The 16756-nt window shown below is 63.6% G+C and carries 17 protein-coding genes and 2 pseudogenes; 15 read left to right on the top strand and 4 right to left on the bottom strand.

Going from position 1 to position 16756, the window contains the following annotated elements; translation table 11 throughout:
• On the bottom strand, positions 1-178 hold a 178-nt coding region (locus AC0GNR_RS17970; protein ID WP_472900050.1), incomplete at its 3' end, for a helix-turn-helix domain-containing protein.
• 197 nt (positions 179-375) lie between these two features.
• Between AC0GNR_RS17970 and AC0GNR_RS17965 the strand changes: the two genes are divergently transcribed.
• Together AC0GNR_RS17965 and AC0GNR_RS17960 are read left to right on the top strand one after the other, a co-directional pair.
• Complete coding sequence (locus AC0GNR_RS17965) at positions 376-903, top strand: hypothetical protein (protein WP_472902205.1); 528 nt, start codon at positions 376-378, stop codon at positions 901-903.
• A 231-nt stretch (positions 904-1134) separates the two neighbouring features.
• Positions 1135-1971 (top strand): hypothetical protein, encoded by an 837-nt coding sequence (locus AC0GNR_RS17960; protein ID WP_472902204.1) that lies wholly within the window; start codon positions 1135-1137, stop codon positions 1969-1971.
• Between the two features lie 127 nt (positions 1972-2098).
• Here the strand turns inward: AC0GNR_RS17960 and AC0GNR_RS17955 are convergent, their stop codons facing one another.
• Positions 2099-2587, bottom strand: coding sequence for a hypothetical protein (locus tag AC0GNR_RS17955; RefSeq protein WP_472902203.1), 489 nt, complete (start codon positions 2585-2587; stop codon positions 2099-2101).
• Positions 2588-2751: 164 nt separating this feature from the next.
• Positions 2752-2850, bottom strand: a pseudogene (locus AC0GNR_RS17950) (GTPase); the annotation flags it as partial.
• A 100-nt stretch (positions 2851-2950) separates the two neighbouring features.
• Here AC0GNR_RS17950 and AC0GNR_RS17945 point away from each other — a divergent pair.
• From AC0GNR_RS17945 to cas9, 13 genes are all read left to right on the top strand, one after another.
• Positions 2951-3706: a LytTR family DNA-binding domain-containing protein gene (locus tag AC0GNR_RS17945; RefSeq protein WP_472902202.1), complete on the top strand. Its 756-nt coding sequence runs from the start codon at positions 2951-2953 to the stop codon at positions 3704-3706.
• 204 nt (positions 3707-3910) lie between these two features.
• Positions 3911-4774: an FAD binding domain-containing protein gene (locus AC0GNR_RS17940; RefSeq protein WP_472902201.1), complete on the top strand. Its 864-nt coding sequence runs from the start codon at positions 3911-3913 to the stop codon at positions 4772-4774.
• Positions 4775-4795: 21 nt separating this feature from the next.
• Positions 4796-5281, top strand: a complete 486-nt coding sequence (locus tag AC0GNR_RS17935) for a (2Fe-2S)-binding protein (protein ID WP_305715567.1) — start codon at positions 4796-4798, stop codon at positions 5279-5281.
• A 26-nt stretch (positions 5282-5307) separates the two neighbouring features.
• On the top strand, positions 5308-7719 hold the full coding sequence (locus tag AC0GNR_RS17930; RefSeq protein WP_472902200.1) for an aerobic carbon-monoxide dehydrogenase large subunit: 2412 nt from the start codon (positions 5308-5310) through the stop codon (positions 7717-7719).
• 145 nt (positions 7720-7864) lie between these two features.
• Positions 7865-8521 carry an SRPBCC family protein gene (locus AC0GNR_RS17925; protein WP_305715565.1) on the top strand — a complete coding sequence of 219 codons (657 nt, stop codon included), beginning with the start codon at positions 7865-7867 and terminating at the stop codon, positions 8519-8521.
• Between the two features lie 80 nt (positions 8522-8601).
• Complete coding sequence (locus AC0GNR_RS17920) at positions 8602-9540, top strand: AAA family ATPase (RefSeq protein WP_472902199.1); 939 nt, start codon at positions 8602-8604, stop codon at positions 9538-9540.
• Positions 9537-10718 carry a VWA domain-containing protein gene (locus tag AC0GNR_RS17915; RefSeq protein ID WP_472902198.1) on the top strand — a complete coding sequence of 394 codons (1182 nt, stop codon included), beginning with the start codon at positions 9537-9539 and terminating at the stop codon, positions 10716-10718. The genes AC0GNR_RS17920 and AC0GNR_RS17915 overlap by 4 nt, the downstream gene beginning before the upstream one ends.
• Before the next feature lie 16 nt (positions 10719-10734).
• Positions 10735-11694, top strand: coding sequence for an XdhC family protein (locus AC0GNR_RS17910; RefSeq protein WP_472902197.1), 960 nt, complete (start codon positions 10735-10737; stop codon positions 11692-11694).
• Between the two features lie 6 nt (positions 11695-11700).
• Positions 11701-12381, top strand: coding sequence for a nucleotidyltransferase family protein (locus AC0GNR_RS17905; RefSeq protein ID WP_472902196.1), 681 nt, complete (start codon positions 11701-11703; stop codon positions 12379-12381).
• Between the two features lie 13 nt (positions 12382-12394).
• Positions 12395-13087: a TIGR02466 family protein gene (locus AC0GNR_RS17900; RefSeq protein ID WP_472902195.1), complete on the top strand. Its 693-nt coding sequence runs from the start codon at positions 12395-12397 to the stop codon at positions 13085-13087.
• 275 nt (positions 13088-13362) lie between these two features.
• Positions 13363-14256 carry a hypothetical protein gene (locus AC0GNR_RS17895; protein WP_472902194.1) on the top strand — a complete coding sequence of 298 codons (894 nt, stop codon included), beginning with the start codon at positions 13363-13365 and terminating at the stop codon, positions 14254-14256.
• Entirely contained in the window at positions 14243-15244 is a 1002-nt protein-coding gene (locus AC0GNR_RS17890; protein WP_472902193.1) for an XdhC family protein, read from the top strand. The genes AC0GNR_RS17895 and AC0GNR_RS17890 overlap by 14 nt, the downstream gene beginning before the upstream one ends.
• A 191-nt stretch (positions 15245-15435) precedes the next feature.
• Entirely contained in the window at positions 15436-16422 is a 987-nt protein-coding gene (cas9, locus tag AC0GNR_RS17885; protein WP_472902192.1) for a type II CRISPR RNA-guided endonuclease Cas9, read from the top strand.
• An 18-nt stretch (positions 16423-16440) separates the two neighbouring features.
• Here the strand turns inward: cas9 and AC0GNR_RS17880 are convergent.
• Positions 16441-16626: pseudogene (locus tag AC0GNR_RS17880) on the bottom strand (IS30 family transposase); the annotation flags it as partial.
• Positions 16627-16756 lie beyond the last annotated feature (130 nt).

Here is a 16756-nt window from a genome sequence, read left to right as displayed (position 1 = left end):
TCGCACCCCAGCCGCCAGCGTCAAACAGATCGATAGCCGTTCGCACTGTCGGGTAGCTCAGCCCCGTCATCGTGACGATCTGCATGATCTTGGTGCCTTGTCTGTACAGCCTCACGACCTGTTTGCGCCGTTCGTGAAGTTGCTCCAGTGTCTGACTTCTTGCGCTTTCTTTTTCCATGACACTCTGATCGCGAAAATCAGACAAAGTTCAGACTTTAACGGGCCTTATCTATAACGATTCGGCCTTATGAAGTATCAACCGTTCGCCCTGAGCCTGTCGAAGGGCTCGCGCCATGTCTGAGGAAGGTTTCGACAAGCTCAACCCGAACGGACTTTAGACTTCACTGGGCCGGATCTATAGGTTACTGGCCACTCATGAGCGTTGAGCAGGCCCGGGCACGGGCCATGGAGGTGCTGGCCCAGTGCCGCCGAGGTGAACGCCCCAGCCAGTTTGTGCCAAAGGCTGTTCCGACGCTGCGCGCGGCGTATCTTGAATACTGCTCGGAAAAAATCAAGGCATCCAGCCAGAACCGGTATGAGTCGTTTTACCGAACACACTTTGGAGAGTGGCTGGACCGCCCGGTGACGGATCTCGGCGGCCCGGAGTTCATTGATCACTGCCATGCGTTCGCCCGAACCAAGGGCGCTGCATTGGTGGAACTGGGCCGCGGGGTGATTGGCGCTGTGATCAAGTCCGTGAACGCTCTACATGGCCTGGCGCTAGAGTCGCCCTTCCCCAAGCTGGCCGTTGTGGGTCTGATGCCAGATCGCGCACAGCCTCACGGCCGGGTGCTTCAGGTGCCCTTGCTGAATGGGTTTGCTTCAAAGGGCCTCACCATACGGGCGATCGTGGTGCAGTTGAATGACCTGGGAATCAAGGCGGCAAGGGTGGCTCATGGTTAGCCGTGTCCGTAAGAAATGGCTTTGGGTAGAAGATAGGTGCGTTTTTGCAACGGACCATAAACCATGACCATTTCATTTCACAGCTTCACTACTCCGTCCGGCCAGAAAATCGAGTACGGCCGCATTCAGTACAAAATGGGAAGAGTTTGGATCGGTCAAACCCTTGCTCTATCCCGGATGCCGGCAGAAGTTCGACCGGCCAATGGTTAGTTCTTACTACAAAAGGATGTCATGAGACTCTTATCACTGTTGACCCTTGTGCTCTTGTCCGGCTGTGCTTCCGCCCCCAAAGGGGGCTTCTGGGGTGAGCTAAAGGCGGAAAAATCTGACGAGACGTTCCACTTGGTGCGCTATGTAGGGGCGCAAAGAAGCTGCTTCCCACCTATCTCGAATCCTGAATGCATTCCCCCAGCCAAGGACTCCGTCATCTACGAAGAGATCAAGCAGCTCCGGATGGAAGAGTTCTCGCTCTCGCTGCCGTCCCGCGACTTTTTCTCACAGGGGCGAATCAAGGACATGCTCTACCTTGCAGCCTCAAATCTGACTAATCAACGAGGTTTCTCAATGTTCACGGTGACGTGGGACATGCAGATTTCAACGTGCCGCAACTATGGGGCAGATGTGAGCACGAGCGGCACATTGAACCGGATCGGAGACCAAGGCTTCTACTCTGGCACCACGACAGTCACACCGAGAAGCATTTGCAGCGGCTCGCACACGATAAGAATATTGATGTTCAGCGATAAAGCACAACTCGCGGAAGGCGTATTTGAACGCTCAAACTCCGGCCCAGTCCGGGATTTCCGACCCAAACGAGACCTGTACTTCGGCACCATGCCCGGTCTGCGGACCGAGGATTTCAATCGAATGCCCGAGCCGGGGGTACTGATTAGTACCCCACGCAACGCTTGGAAAGTCAACTATGACGCGAAAGGGTTGGCCAACGATCTGAGAGAAAAATACAAACTAGGGGACACGGGACTCATCCCCTTCCGTGATGAGCTTGTGGAAAACCTGAAGCAAGAGGCAGAAGACCCATTGAAGCGGAACCGAGTGATTTCCCGCTGAAGTCTGTATGCCCTTCGCCGATCTCCTGGACTTGCAATGCCTGGCTTCTTGATTCTTGGATCGCTACCGGACCTACAAAACTGGGGTTTCCTGAGGTTTAGGAGATTGCATCTAGAACACACAAACACTACCAGAGTAAATAGCTAGGCTGTAGCAGTAAACGCCACCGAATCCAAAACCGCTGCCACATCGGCATCATCGCAGCAAATGCAATCACTGGACTTCGCTGAGTAGCGCTGATCGCATAGGCACCTAACGGCATTTGACACCGTACGCAACCTGTCTCGAAGTGTTTCCCAAAGCCTTCCAACAGAGAACTGCCACGCGCTGAAATTTCTTCGCCCTGCAATCCTCCAGACTCCCACTCCATGATTAACGAGGTGAACAATCCATTCGCTTCAATGAACCCCCAATCTGTCAATCGAACTGGGTGATCGGAACGACTGACAACAGACACCATCGTCTCATGCCCTATCGCAGGGGACAAAGAGCCGAGCCGGACAAGGAACAAATCGCGCTTGCCGCGCATTTGCAAGATCAAATTCCAGACACCTACTCCTGCAGCGACGAGAGCGCCCAGAAGAGTAACGTAGTCGGTAAAGTCCTTCATGTTCATGGAAGGATGTTAGCAACGCTATGAGGGCCGACGCCAGAAACGACAAAGACCATCGTAGGATGGCCTCTGCAATCTTCGCGTTTTGGTCCTGGCTTTGCCAGTTGCAACATCCCAGCACCCGGAAGTGCTTGATCCTGTTGCGTTTTTCAGTCAGTCCAGCCTGCGGGATAGTTTTCAGCTGCGATGCCGGCTTTGGTCAGCGCGTTGAAAAGGGTGGGCTTGCCGACGTTGGGTAGGCCCACGATGCCGCATTGGAGACTCATGGATTACCTCGAAAAACAACCGTAAAGTGTATGCGATGGGTCACCTTGCGGTACCCTTCGCGCAGGCTGGCACCCATTCAGACCGGCCAGGAGACCGTTGATGGAGACACAGGCCGCGATCAACTCGCCCCTTTATCTGTTTGAGAAGTTCGAGGTGGGCGTGATCCACCTGGACGCCCAGCGCACCGTGCTGGCCATGAACGACTTTGCCCGCAAGGTGTTGCCTGTGGGCGAAAAGCAGCCTTTTGACAAGCTGGTGTCGTCGTTTCACCCCGAGCGCTCCAAACCCAAGGTCAACTTTTTGCTGGACCAGGCGTCCAGCGGCTGCCCCATGGTGAGCGCCGTGCCCATGACGATGATCATCAACATCCCCGAACAGGTGCTGCTGATCAAGGTGACCCGGCTGGGCGACTTTGAGGGCAAGACCACCGGGTTCATCCTGGTCTTTTACGACGTGACGCAGGTGGTGAGCCAGGAGGCCCCGGCGGCCGAGCTGCCAGCGCCCGGTCTGCGGCTCAACCGCATTCCCATGGTGGCCAACCACAAGGTGGCGTTTGTGGACACCAAAGACGTGCTGTGCCTGGAGTCGCAAGCCCACTACACGCGGGTGCTGACCCACAGCGGCTTTCATTTCTGCAACCTGAGCATTGGCGACCTGCAAACCCGCCTGGACCCGGCGCAGTTCATGCGCGTCCACCGCTGCTTCATCGTCAACCTGCACGCGGTGGCCGAGCTCGGGCGCGAAGGCAGCAAGACGCAGGTGGTGCTCAAAGGCAAGCACCGCGAACCGATCCCGGTCTCTCGGGCCGAGGTGGGCAAGCTCAGGGAAGCCCTCGGGCTGCTGGCGCGTCATTGATTTTCGTCAAATGTTGGCCTAAGGACATTCCCGGGTTGTCAAAACCCACGCGCCTGATCTGAGCGTTTCGTGCAATCCAGCGTGCATTTCGTGCGAAAAATGCAGCATTTGATGCCTTCCAACGCTTAATCCCTGCAGTTCGTGTCGGGTTTGGGGACTCCATACACTGGTTCTGTCTTGGACAAAAACCATTTGGAGACAACCATGATTCCACCGCGATTCGAATACCACGCCCCCAAATCGGTCAGTGAGGCCGTGGCCTTGCTGGGCCAGCTCGGGTCCGATGCCAAGCTGCTGGCCGGCGGCCACAGCCTGCTGCCGATGATGAAGCTGCGCTTTGCCGAGCCCGCGCACCTGATCGACATCAACCGCATTCCCGAGCTGCGCGGCATCCGCGAAGAAGGCGGCAAGGTGGTGATTGGCGCCATGACAGTTGAAAACGACCTGATCGCCTCGCCCATCTTGCAGGCCAAGGTGCCGCTGCTGTGTGAAGCCGCCCTGCTGATTGCCGACCCCCAGGTGCGCAACCGCGGCACCATCGGCGGCGACATTGCCCACGGCGACCCCGGCAACGACCACCCGGCGCTCTCCATCGCCATCGAGGCGCACTTTGTGCTGGAAGGCCCGAACGGCCGGCGCACCGTGCCCGCCGACGGTTTCTTTCTGGGCACCTACATGACGCTGCTGGAAGAAAACGAGGTGATGTGCGAGATCCATGTGCCGGCGTTTGCGCCCGGCACCGGCTACGCCTACGAAAAGCTCAAGCGCAAGACCGGCGACTGGGCCACCGCCGGCTGTGCCGTGGTGATGCGCAAAACCGGCGACACCATCAGCCATGTGCGCGTGGCGCTGACCAACGTGGCACCCACCGCGCTGCGCGTGGAAGCCGCCGAAGCCGCCCTGCTGGGCCAGCCGCTGAACGCCGCCACGCTGCAAGCCGCGGCCGACGCAGCCACCGCCGCCTGCGACCCCGCCGAAGACCTGCGCGGCGACATTGAATACAAAACCGCCATGGCCGGGCAAATGGTCAAGCGTGCGCTGTCCAAAGCCTGGTCCCGTTGTTCCTGAACCGCCGCCGGAGAAACCCACATGTCGAAAAAACTCATTTCCGTCAACGTCAACGGCCGCACCGAAGAGAAGGCGGTCGAACCCCGCACGCTGCTGATCCATTTTTTGCGTGAAGAACTCAACCTCACCGGTGCCCACATTGGCTGCGAAACCAGCCATTGCGGCGCCTGCACGGTGGACATCGATGGCCGCTCGGTGAAGGCCTGCACCCACCTGGCGGTGCAGTGCGACGGTTCCGAGGTGCTCACCGTGGAAGGCCTGGCCAACAAGGGCGTGCTGCACGCGGTGCAAGAAGGTTTTTACAAAGAACACGGCCTGCAGTGCGGCTTCTGCACCCCCGGCATGCTGATGCGCGCCTACCGCTTCTTGCAGGAAAACCCGAACCCGAGCGAAGAAGAGATTCGCCACGGCATGGCCGGCAACCTGTGCCGCTGCACCGGCTACCAGAACATCGTCAAGGCGGTGCAGTACGCAGCCAAGAAGCTGCAAGAGCCCGTTGCCGCCTGAAGCCCAAAACACACTGGAGACCACACATGAACGCACCGGTACAAACCGCCGAAGCCCGTGAAATTGCACTGGCCGGCATGGGCGTCTCTCGCCTGCGCAAAGAAGATGCCCGCTTCATTCAAGGCAAGGGCAACTACGTTGACGACATCAAGATGGCCGGCATGCTGCACATGGACATCGTGCGCAGCCCCATCGCCCACGGCCGCATCGTCAAGATCAACAAAGAAGCCGCGCTGGCCATGCCCGGCGTGCACGCGGTGCTCACCGCCGACGACCTGAAGCCGCTCAAGCTGCACTGGATGCCCACGCTGGCCGGTGACGTGGCCGCCGTGCTGGCCGACGGCAAGGTGCACTTTCAGATGCAGGAAGTGGCCATCGTGATCGCCGACGACCGCTACATTGCGGCCGACGCGGCCGAAGCCGTGGAAGTGGAATACGAAGAGCTGCCCGTGGTGCTGGACCCGTACGCCGCCCTGCAACCCGGCGCGCCCGTGATCCGCGAAGACCTGGCCGGCAAAACCGAAGGCGCCCACGGCAAGCGCGAGCACCACAACCACATCTTTACCTGGGACGCGGGCGACAAAAGCGCGGCCGACGCAGCGTTTGACAACGCGGCGGTGACGGTGAGCCAGCACATGTATTACCCGCGCGTGCACCCCTGCCCGCTGGAAACCTGCGGCTGCGTGGCCAGCTTCGACCCGATCAAGGGCGACCTCACCACCTTCATCACCAGCCAGGCGCCGCACGTGGTGCGCACCGTGGTGTCTATGCTGTCGGGTATTCCTGAAAGCAAGGTGCGCATCGTCAGCCCCGACATCGGCGGCGGCTTCGGCAACAAAGTGGGCATCTACCCCGGCTATGTGTGCGCCATCGTGGCATCCATCGTGCTGGGCCGCCCGGTGAAATGGGTCGAAGACCGCATTGAGAACATCTCGTCCACCGCCTTTGCCCGTGACTACCACATGGACGGCGAAATTGCCGCCACCGCCGACGGCAAGATCACCGGCCTGCGTGTGAACGTGGTGGCCGACCACGGCGCGTTTGACGCTTGCGCCGACCCGACCAAGTTCCCGGCCGGCCTGTTCCACATCTGCTCCGGCAGCTACGACATTCCCGCCGCCTACGCCAGCGTGAAAGGCGTCTACACCAACAAGGCGCCCGGTGGCGTGGCCTACCGCTGCAGCTTCCGCGTGACCGAGGCGGTCTACCTGATCGAGCGCATGGTGGACGTGCTGGCGCACAAGCTGAACATGGACAAGGCCGAAATTCGCGCCAAGAACTTCATCAAAAAGGAACAGTTCCCCTACCGCAGCGCCTTTGGTTTTGACTACGACTCGGGCGACTACCAGACTGCGCTGGACAAGGTGCTGGACGCGGTGGATTACAAGGGCCTGCGAGCCGAGCAGGCCGCCAAGCGCGCCGACCCCAACAGCCCCACGCTGATGGGCATTGGCCTCGTCACCTTCACCGAGGTGGTGGGCGCCGGCCCCAGCAAAATCTGCGACATCCTGGGCGTGGGCATGTTCGACTCGTGCGAAATCCGCATCCACCCCACCGGCAGTGCCATTGCACGCATGGGCACGATCACGCAGGGCCAGGGCCACCAGACCACCTATGCGCAGATCATCGCCACCGAGTTGGGTATTCCGAGCGAGGTGATTCAGGTGGAAGAAGGCGACACCAGCACCGCGCCCTACGGCCTGGGCACCTACGGCAGCCGCTCCACCCCGGTGGCCGGCGCGGCCATTGCCATGGCGGCGCGCAAGATACACGCCAAGGCCAAGAAGATCGCGGCCCACATGCTGGAAGTGAACGAAAACGACCTGGACTGGGAGGTGGACCGCTTCAAGGTCAAGGGCGACGACAGCAAGTACAAAACCATGACTGACATCGCATGGCAGGCCTACCATCAGCCGCCCGAAGGGCTGGAGCCGGGCCTGGAAGCGGTGCACTACTACGACCCGCCCAACTTCACCTTCCCGTTTGGCATTTACCTGTGCGTGGTCGACATCGACCGCACCACCGGCGAAACCAAGATCCGCCGCTTCTATGCGCTGGACGACTGCGGCACCCGCATCAACCCGATGATCATCGAAGGCCAGATCCACGGCGGCCTGACCGAAGGTTTTGCCGTGGCCATGGGCCAGCAGATGCCGTTTGACGCACAGGGCAACCTGCTGGGCAACACGCTGATGGACTATTTCTTGCCCACCTTCGTGGAAACGCCACACTGGGAGACCGACCACACCGTGACCCCTTCGCCCCACCACCCGCTGGGTGCCAAGGGCGTGGCCGAATCGCCGCACGTGGGCTCCATTCCCACCTTCACCTCGGCCATCGTGGACGCGTTTTCCCACCAGGGCATGACGCACATGGACATGCCACACAACGCGTTTCGGGTGTGGAAAGAGCTCAAGGCGCGAGGCTTGAATTTGTAACCCCCCCGCCGCGCTGCGCGCGACCCCCAAAGGGGCACTGGCCGTCCGGCAAAGCCGGCCGGCCAGTGCCCTGAGCTGGCGGCTCTTCATGCCAGCCCATCGCGCTCCGGCGGCTCTTAGATTTTTGCTTCAAACAAGGTATCCCATGGAAGTCAAACTCGACAAACGCTACCCCCTCGACGTGGACCCGGCCCGCGCCTGGGCCATCCTTGCCGACCTGAAGGCGGTGGCCGGCTGCATGCCCGGCGCCGAACTCACCGAGCAGCTGTCCGACACCTCGTACAAAGGTGGCGTGAAGGTGAAAGTGGGCCCTGCCGTGGCTCAGTTCGGCGGCACGGTGGACGTGCTGGAAAAGAGCGAGGCCGACCGCAAGATGGTGCTGCGCGGCAAAGGGGCCGACAAGGGCGGCTCGTCTGCCTCGATGGACCTGACCGCCGTCATCGAAGCCGACCCGGCCAACCCGGCGCATTCGGTGTTGCACGGTGACGCGGCGGTGATCGTGAACGGCAAGTTCGCCCAGTTTGGCGGCCGCATGATGGTGCAGGTGTCTGAAATGATTCTGGTGCAGTTCGTCGAAAATTTCCGCCAGGCTGCGCTGGCCTTGCCAGCGCCCGCTTCGGTGGCCATGGCCGAAGACGCTGCGGTCGCGTTCGGTGGCGCAGCAGAAGCTGCACAGGCCGCGCCAGTCGCCGCTGCCGCACCGCGCACCGCACCGCCGGTGGCGCAAGAAATCAACGGCCTGGCCATCGTCTGGGCACTGATCAAGAACTGGTGGCTGGGCCTGTTCGGGAAAAAAACTTGAGATGTACGCCCGCGCCGCTTCGCACCCCCCCACGGGGCGGGGCATGCAGCGGGTCGCACTCTGAATGACGGATACCTGACATGAACACCAGCACCGCCAACCTGGACAACGAACGCGCCTTGCGCGAGCAACTGCAGCGCGTGGGCTACCTGGCCGACGCCGACTTGGCCACCACCACCTGGCTGGCTGGGCGCCTGCAGCGCCCGCTGCTGGTTGAAGGCGATGCCGGCGTGGGCAAAACCGCACTGGCCACCGCACTGGCGAAGGCACAGGGCGCCGAGCTGGTGCGGCTGCAGTGTTTCGAGGGGTTGGACCTGTCGCAGGCGGCTTACGAATGGAACTACGGCCGCCAGCTCATGGCGATCCGCCTGACCGAAGCGCGCAGCGCCAGCGCCAAAGAGTCGGACGTGTTTGCGCGTGACTATCTGCTGGAACGCCCGCTGCTCAAAGCCATCAGCCAAAGCGGCCCCTGCGTGTTGCTGATCGACGAAATTGACCGCGCCGACGAAGCCTTTGAAGCCTATTTGCTGGAGGTGCTGGCCGACTACCAGATCACCGTGCCCGAACTGGGTACGCTGCGAGCCCAGCACATTCCGCAGGTCATCTTGACCAGCAATGGCACCCGAGAGCTGTCAGACGCGCTGCGCCGGCGCTGCCTCTACCACTACCTGGACTACCCCACGCTGGCGCGCGAGATCGCCATCGTCAAGTCGGCCGTGCCCGAGGCCGACACCCGGCTGGTGGAAGACTGCGTGCAGTTTGTGCAGCGCCTGCGCACCGAAGACCTGGCCAAAACCCCCGGTGTGGCCGAAACGCTGGACTGGGTGCGCGCCCTGCACCAGCTCAGCCAGCACACCCTGCCCGAAGACACCGCCGTGCTGCTGAGCACCCTGGGCTGCCTGCTGAAAACCCGCGAAGACCGCTTCATGCTGACTGGCGAGCGCGCCCGCCAGCTGGTCGAAGGCCGGCGCAGCGTGGGCGTGGCCGAAAAAACCGACGCCGTGATGGCCGCCACATGAACACCCAGGCCAGCGCCCCCAGCCAGAGCCTGGCCGGCTTTGCCGCCATGCTGCGCGACCACGGCCTGAAAGTGGGCGTGAGCGAGCAGCAAGCCATGCTGCAGGCTGCGCTGGCGCTGGGGCCGCTGCAAGGCCAGCGCCTGTGCGCCGCCTGGCGGGCCATGGCCTGCCACAGCGCGCGCGACTGGCGCCAGTGGCCCGAGCTGTTTGAACGCTACTGGTACCCGCAGCGGCTCAAGGGCCAGGTGCGGGTGAGCGGGCAGATGCGCCCCTCGCGCGACCTGCGTCAGGCGGTGCAAGAGCTGCACAAAAACATGGAAGCGCCCGCCGCCAGCGCACCCGGCAAGGCCGCGCCCCACACCGCAAGCGAGCTGCCCGGAGCCCACGCAAACACCGAAGACGCCGGCAGCCCCCGCGCCATGGGCGGCGCCAGCCGGCACGAGGTGCAGGTGGAAGCCCTGCACCAGCGCGATGGCCAACTGTGGCTGCCGCAAGAGCTGGGCGCGCTGCAGCAACTGGCCAAACTCATCACCGCGCGCCTGCGCCCCCGGCCCACCCGGCGCTGGCACACCGCCCAGCCCGGGCACCGGCTCGACCTGCGCCAGACCCTGCGCCGCAGCGTGGCCTGGGGCGGCGAGCCGCTGCGCCCGGCCTGGATGGTGCAGCGCCGCGAGCCACCGCGCCTGTTCATATTGGCCGACGTGAGCCGCTCCATGGAATCGCACGCGCCGCTGTTTTTGCGGGTGGCCCGCGCGTTTGCGGTGGCCGCCCAGGCGCGGGTGTTTGTGTTTCACACCCGGCTGGCCGAAATCACCCCGCTCATGCAGCGCGACTCGTCGGCCATTCAGGAAAAGATCAACGCCGTGACCGCCGGCTTTGGCGCCGGCACCCGCATTGCCAGCAGCCTGCACGACTTTGTGCGGGTACACGCCAAAGCCCAGCTCAACCGGGGTGCCCGGGTCTGGATTTTTTCAGACGGCTTTGACACCGATGCCCCCGACGCCCTGCCCGCCGCGCTGCAAGCGGTGCGCGCCCGGGGCGCCCGCATCACCTGGTTCCACCCCACCCGGGCGGTGCCTGCCGCCGCCGCGCTGCAGCGCTCACGCGCTTGTATCGACCGCTTTTACCCACTCGCCAGCCTGAACGACCTGGCTGCTGCCAGCCGCTCGCTGAACTGACCCCCAGGAGAACGCCATGAACACCGAATGGATCACCGCCGCCGCCCGGCTACAAGCCCAGCAACAGCCCTTTGCCCTGGTGTCGGTGCTGCGGGTGCAGCCGCCCGCCTCGGCCAAAGCGGGCGACAAAGCCCTGGTCACCGCCGACGGCGCCATCCACGGCTGGATTGGTGGCGGCTGCGCCCAGCCTGCGGTCATAAAAACCGTGCGCGCCGCGCTGGCCGACGGGCAGCCGCGGAGCATCCGCATCACGCCCACCGAAGAAACCGCTGAGCGCACCCTGGGCGATGTGCTGGAATTTGGCATGGCCTGCCATTCGGGCGGCACGCTGGAACTGTTCATTGACCCGGTGCTGCCCGCCGCCCACCTGACCGTGCTGGGCGATTCGCCCGTGGCCCGCGCGCTGAGCGTGCTGGCGCCGCGCGTGGGCTTTACCGTGGCGGTGGTCGCCGACGGCGCCACCGCGCCCGACTTCCCCGACGCGCAGACCGTGCTGCCCAGCGACGACGCAGCCAGCGTGCGCGCCGCGCTGCCAGCGGCGGGTTTTGTGGTGGTGGCCACCCAGGGCCGGCGCGACCTGCCCGCGCTGAAAGCCGCGCTGGCGCTGCAACCGCGCACCCTGTGGTTTGTGGCCAGCGCCCGCAAGGCTGGCGTGTTGAAAGAAAGCCTGATCGCCAGCGGCGAAGACACGGCCCGGGTGGCCGGTATCGTGGCACCGGCGGGCGAGCCGATTGGGGCGCAAACCGCCGAAGAAATTGCGCTCACCGTGCTGGTGGCGGTGGTGGCTGCGCGGCGTGCGCCGCTGGTGGCGGCTCCGGTGGCAGCTACTGAGGCCATCGCCGAGGCGATTGTCCCCACAGCGGCCAAGTCGTGTTGCGGTGGCGCGGCGAAAAAAGCTGCAGCACCCGCTGAAGCGGAGGCGCCCGTTGAACCGGCCGTCACCGCTGACCCTAAAAAATCCTGCTGCGGAGGCTAAAACACCATGGGCTGCATTCTCAAAGGTGGCGGTGGCCTCTACAGCCGCATTGCGGTGGGCAGCATTTTGCTGGCCGCAGGCTCCGGTTCGCGCATGGGCAACCGGCCCAAAAGCCTGCTGGAGCTGGGCGGCATTGCGCTGATCCGGCGCCAGATCATTGCGCTGTCGGGCGCGGGTGTGGACGAGCTGGTGGTGGTGCTCGGCCACCATGCCGAGCGCATTGCGCTGGCGGTGCAAGAGTTTCCCGTGACCGTGGTGCACAACCCCGACCCCGACGCGGGCCAGGTATCTTCGCTGCGCATCGGGCTGCAAGCGCTGTCGCCCAAGATCGACACCGTGCTGGTGGCGCTGGCCGACCAGCCGCTGATCAACTCGCAAGACATCAACGACCTGATCGGCGCCTACAAAAAGCGGCCGGCGGGCACGCTGGTGGTGCAGCCCGAGGTGGACGGCCAGCCCGGCAACCCGGTGATGTTCAGCGGCGAGGTGCGCGAGCAGATTTTGGCCGGCGAAGCCCGGCTGGGCTGCAAGCAGTGGCAGGCCGCGCACCCCGAGCAGGTGCACCGCTGGGCTACCCCCAACCAGCGGTACCGCACCGACGTGGACACGCCCGAAGACATCGAGGCGCTGGCGACCCGCACCGGCCACCGCCTCTTGTGGCCCAAAGACCTGCTGACCGAAGCCTGAGCATCCGCTGACCATGGCACCCGATCCACTGCTGTCGCTCTGGTCCACGCCCATCGGCGTGCACCACTTCACCCAGGCTGACGACGTCAACCCGCTGCTGGTGCGGGTGTTCCGTGCCATGCGTGCGGGCGACACAAACGCCGATCCGGCGGCGGCCTTTTACGCCAGCCGCGACGACCTGCTGCAGCGCATCCGCCTGCCCGAGTGGGAGGCGCTGGTGCGCTTCACCGTGGACAGCGTGCGCCAGACCGTGGTGCTGGCCAACCAGGGCGCATGGCCCGAAGCCACGCCGGGCCTGCAAATTGCGCTGCGCGGCCTGTGGTTCCAAATCAGTAACCAGGGCAGCCACCACGACGTGCACACCCACGGCAACTGCTCGTGGTCTGGCGTGTACTGCGTGCAGGTGGACGCCGACGCCCAGCGCAGCGCCCACCCGGTGCTGGGCGCGCGCAACGGCATCACCCGTTTTTACGGCCCGCACTTCAACCACCTGGGCGGCGCCCACATGGACTTTGGCAACGCCTACCTGCAGTCGGCCCACCTGGACGTGCCGCCTCTGCCCGGGCAACTGGTGGTGTTTCCGTCGTGGCTGCCCCACCAGGCCATGCCCTACGCAGGCGAGGCCGACCGCATCATCGTGTCGTTCAACGCCAGCGTGCACGCCGCAGGTGGCAACGACCAGTTGCACGGCTATGCTGCAACTTGATATGGAATCCCCCCGCAGCGCTTCGCGCTACCCCCCGGGGGACGGCACTGGCCGTCTGGCAAAGCCAGCCCGACGGTGCCCTGGGTGGCACTGTCTCATACGTTGTGTGGTGCGCTCCGGCGGGTTGGAGCACAGGATATGAAATACCCCAGCTGCACTTCGCTTCAACCCCAAAGGGGGCGGCACTGGCCGTCTGGCAAAGCCAGCCCGGCGGTACCCTGGGTGGCGCTGTCTCATGCGTTGCGCGGTGCGCTCCGGCGTGCTGGAGACCTGACATGAAAGTGTTCAGCGCACAAAACCCGTCAGCCCAAGCGTTGGCGCACGGGGCCACGCTGCTCATGGGCTGGGTGTGGCTGGGCCAGCAGGGGCAGCGGTTGGGCTGGTCGGTTGCCAGTGGCGTGCTGGCGGTGGCGCTGTGGTGGGCTTTGCGGGTGCTGTTTGCTCAAAGCGGCTTGGTGAAACAATTACCACGGCGGGCTTCGGTGTGGCTTGGTGTGGGCACGGTGGGCGGCGCCTTGGGCGTGGCCGGTCTGGCCGCCAGCCCTGCGGCGCACGCGCTGCTGCTGGTGCTGGCCGGCGTGTGGGCGCTGTGGTCTGCGGCGCTGGAAGCGGGTTCGCCCGGCGCCATTGCCAAACCAAACGGTGCTGCTGCCTCGCTCCCGCAAACCGCCATGGGGCTGATGATGGGTTCGCTCTGGCTGACCAGCAGCTGGTGCGCCACAGCCGGCTTGCCACCCGCCACCGTGGTGGGCTTTCATGTGCTGCTCATGGCAGTGCTGCCTGCGCTCGCCTCACGGTGGCATCTGCCGCCGTGGACCGCGCAAGCAGGGCCGCTTACGCTGGTGCTGGCCGGGTCGCTCGTGTTGCAGCTGGGCAATGGCTGGGCGCACGGCGCAACCGGCATGGCGCTGCTGGCACTGGCCTGGGCGCTGCAAGCGCCACAACCCCCGGCATCCCACACCGCGCGCCGCTGGAGCGCTCTGGCTGGCCCGGCGCTGCTGCTGGCGGTTGGCTGGTGGAGCCCCACGCTCGGGCCGCAGGTGCTGCAAGCCGCCTATGGCTTGCTGGGCGCCGGCGCCTTCCTGGCCTTGCTGGGCCAGGGGCTGCAAGCCGCCACCCGTTTTGTGCATCCTCAAACACCCGGAGAAACCTTTCATGAACAGCATTGACATCGACGTGATTCGCACCGCCCTGGACTGGCAGGGCCGGGGCCACCGCGTGGTGCTGGGCACGGTGGTGCACACCTGGGGCTCGGCACCGCGTCCGCCGGGCTCGCTCATGGTCATCCGCGACGACGGCCAGGTGGCCGGCTCCGTGTCGGGCGGCTGCATTGAAGACGACCTGATTGGCCGCGTGGGCCGGGGCGAGCTGGCGCTGCGCAAACCCGAGGTCACCACCTACGGCGAAACCGCCGAAGAGGTGCGCCGCTTTGGTCTGCCCTGTGGCGGCACGGTGCAGATCGTGCTGGAGCCGCTGGGGCCGCAGTCGCAACTGCGCGAACTGCTGGTGGCCATAGAGGCGCACCAGCGCGTGCAGCGCCGCCTGGACATGCAGACCGGCCTGGTGCGCCTGGTGCCCACCACCGAGGGCGACCGTGTGGCGTTTGACGGCGCCACCCTGGGCACCGTGCACGGCCCGCGCCTGCGCCTGCTCATCGTTGGCGGTGGCCAGCTTTCGCGCTACCTGGCCAGCATGGCTGTGATGCTCGACTACCTGGTGACCGTGTGCGAGCCGCGCACCGAATACCACGAAGGCTGGGACGCCATGGCGGGCGTGACGCTGTCCACCGTGATGCCCGACGACCTGGTGCTGGCCATGAACCTGGACCACAACAGCGCGGTGGTGGCCGTCACCCACGACCCGAAACTGGACGACCTGGCGCTGATGGAAGCGCTGCGCACTCCCGCGTTTTATGTGGGCGCGCTGGGTTCCCAGCACAACAACGCCAAGCGCCGCGAACGCCTGCTGGAATTTGACGTGAGCCCCGAAGAAGCCGCCCGCCTGCACGGCCCGGTGGGCCTGAACCTGGGCGCCCTCACCCCACCGGAAATTGCCCTGAGCATCGTGGCCGAAATGACCGCGCTGCGCCGCGGCACAGACCTGAGCGGGCCACTGAGCAACTGGGAAGGCTCGAAGACGGTTTGCAAGACCTGCTGAGCAATTTGGAAATGGCGCGATCCAAATCAAAAACTCAGTTGCGCTGAAAAGACGAAGGGCCGCATATAGCGGCCCTTCCATTTGGTGCATCTTTCAGCTTGTTAGCGTCCAGAGCTCATATCCCAATCATCTAACGTGTACATGCTATCACAGCATGTTACAAACGCTTTTCCGATTCAAGGGAGAAAAAAATGTCACTGCGTATGCGCTATCGGCTCGCATTAGATTTGGGCAGCACATCTTTAGGCTGGGCCATGATCCGGTTAGACGGCGCGGGTGCGCCGATTGCCGTCATCAAGGCGGGTAGTCGCATCTTCAGCGACGGGCGCAACCCAAAAGACGGTTCATCGCTAGCCGTGACGCGTCGCGAAGCCCGGGCCATGCGCCGTCGCCGTGACCGCTTGCTCAAACGCAAGGCGCGCATGATGCGCACGCTGATCGAGCACGGGTTTTTCCCTGCCGACGACGCAGCGAGAAAAGCACTGGAAACCATCAGCCCCTACGGCCTGCGTGCCAAGGGGCTGAACGAAGCGCTGAAACCAGAAGAGTTTGCTCGCGCCCTCTTCCACATCAACCAGCGGCGTGGCTTCAAAAGCAACCGCAAGACGGACAAGAAAGACAACGACAGTGGTGCGTTGAAAACCGCCATCAAGCAGCTTCACGCCGCACTCGAATCGTCTGGCGCGGAAGGGAAACCCCGGACTGTGGGCGAATACCTCTACCGCCGCGAACAGACTGGTCACACAGTGCGCGCACGCTACCGGCAGCAGCGCGTCGAGAAGGAAGATGGCAAGACACGTATCGACAAGAGCTATGACCTCTACATCGACCGCGCCATGATCGAGGCCGAGTTTGACGCGCTGTGGGCCAAGCAATCGGAACTGAACCCCCAACTTTTCAACGAGACGGCGCGTGCAGAACTCAAGGACTGCCTGTTGCACCAGCGCCCCCTCAAACCCGTCAAGCCCGGTCGCTGCACGCTGATGCCCGAGGAAGTGCGCGCACCACTTGCCTTGCCCAGTCAGCAGCGCTTTCGCATCTACCAGGAAGTCAATCACCTGTACGTGCTGCGCGAAGGGCTGAAAGAAGAGGCACTGACGCTGGAGCAGCGGGACCGGCTGGTGGCGGCACTGGAGGAGGGCGGCAAATCTTTCAAGACAGGGCGGATTCAAAAGTGAAGTGCAACACCCTGGGTTTCAATGAACGAGGGTGGAATGTTGCGGGCTGTTGAGCAGGAGCTCTCGGTAGACCGCCAGCGGTGATCGTACGCCAAGGCCTTTCCTGGGCCGGTTGTTGATCTGATCGGCAATGGCATCGAGTTGCTCTTGGCTGTAGCCCGAGAGATCGGTGCCCTTGGGTAGGTACTGACGCACCAGTCCATTGGTTGTTGATTCATCAGTACAACTGAGCCAGTGATCACGTCGAATACTGAGCCACCGGGTTGATGGGTTTTTTGGCTATTCGGTTGTGGATAAGTCTATAGGGTCCGCTGGTTTTCGATCTCCTTTCTGA

This window comes from Hydrogenophaga sp. LT287 (assembly GCF_055702805.1).
Note: the sequence above shows the minus strand (reverse complement) of the source record. Positions and strands in the feature narration are given on the sequence as shown.

Coding starts and splice junctions, on each gene's coding strand:
- AC0GNR_RS17940 (WP_472902201.1), top strand. CDS start 3,911: ATGATTCCACCGCGATTCGAATACCACGCCCCCAAATCGGTCAGTGAG.
- AC0GNR_RS17900 (WP_472902195.1), top strand. CDS start 12,395: ATGGCACCCGATCCACTGCTGTCGCTCTGGTCCACGCCCATCGGCGTG.
- cas9 (WP_472902192.1), top strand. CDS start 15,436: ATGTCACTGCGTATGCGCTATCGGCTCGCATTAGATTTGGGCAGCACA.
- AC0GNR_RS17965 (WP_472902205.1), top strand. CDS start 376: ATGAGCGTTGAGCAGGCCCGGGCACGGGCCATGGAGGTGCTGGCCCAG.
- AC0GNR_RS17955 (WP_472902203.1), bottom strand. CDS start 2,587: ATGAACATGAAGGACTTTACCGACTACGTTACTCTTCTGGGCGCTCTC.
- AC0GNR_RS17895 (WP_472902194.1), top strand. CDS start 13,363: ATGAAAGTGTTCAGCGCACAAAACCCGTCAGCCCAAGCGTTGGCGCAC.
- AC0GNR_RS17930 (WP_472902200.1), top strand. CDS start 5,308: ATGAACGCACCGGTACAAACCGCCGAAGCCCGTGAAATTGCACTGGCC.
- AC0GNR_RS17945 (WP_472902202.1), top strand. CDS start 2,951: ATGGAGACACAGGCCGCGATCAACTCGCCCCTTTATCTGTTTGAGAAG.
- AC0GNR_RS17920 (WP_472902199.1), top strand. CDS start 8,602: ATGAACACCAGCACCGCCAACCTGGACAACGAACGCGCCTTGCGCGAG.
- AC0GNR_RS17935 (WP_305715567.1), top strand. CDS start 4,796: ATGTCGAAAAAACTCATTTCCGTCAACGTCAACGGCCGCACCGAAGAG.
- AC0GNR_RS17960 (WP_472902204.1), top strand. CDS start 1,135: ATGAGACTCTTATCACTGTTGACCCTTGTGCTCTTGTCCGGCTGTGCT.
- AC0GNR_RS17925 (WP_305715565.1), top strand. CDS start 7,865: ATGGAAGTCAAACTCGACAAACGCTACCCCCTCGACGTGGACCCGGCC.
- AC0GNR_RS17910 (WP_472902197.1), top strand. CDS start 10,735: ATGAACACCGAATGGATCACCGCCGCCGCCCGGCTACAAGCCCAGCAA.
- AC0GNR_RS17915 (WP_472902198.1), top strand. CDS start 9,537: ATGAACACCCAGGCCAGCGCCCCCAGCCAGAGCCTGGCCGGCTTTGCC.
- AC0GNR_RS17905 (WP_472902196.1), top strand. CDS start 11,701: ATGGGCTGCATTCTCAAAGGTGGCGGTGGCCTCTACAGCCGCATTGCG.
- AC0GNR_RS17890 (WP_472902193.1), top strand. CDS start 14,243: ATGAACAGCATTGACATCGACGTGATTCGCACCGCCCTGGACTGGCAG.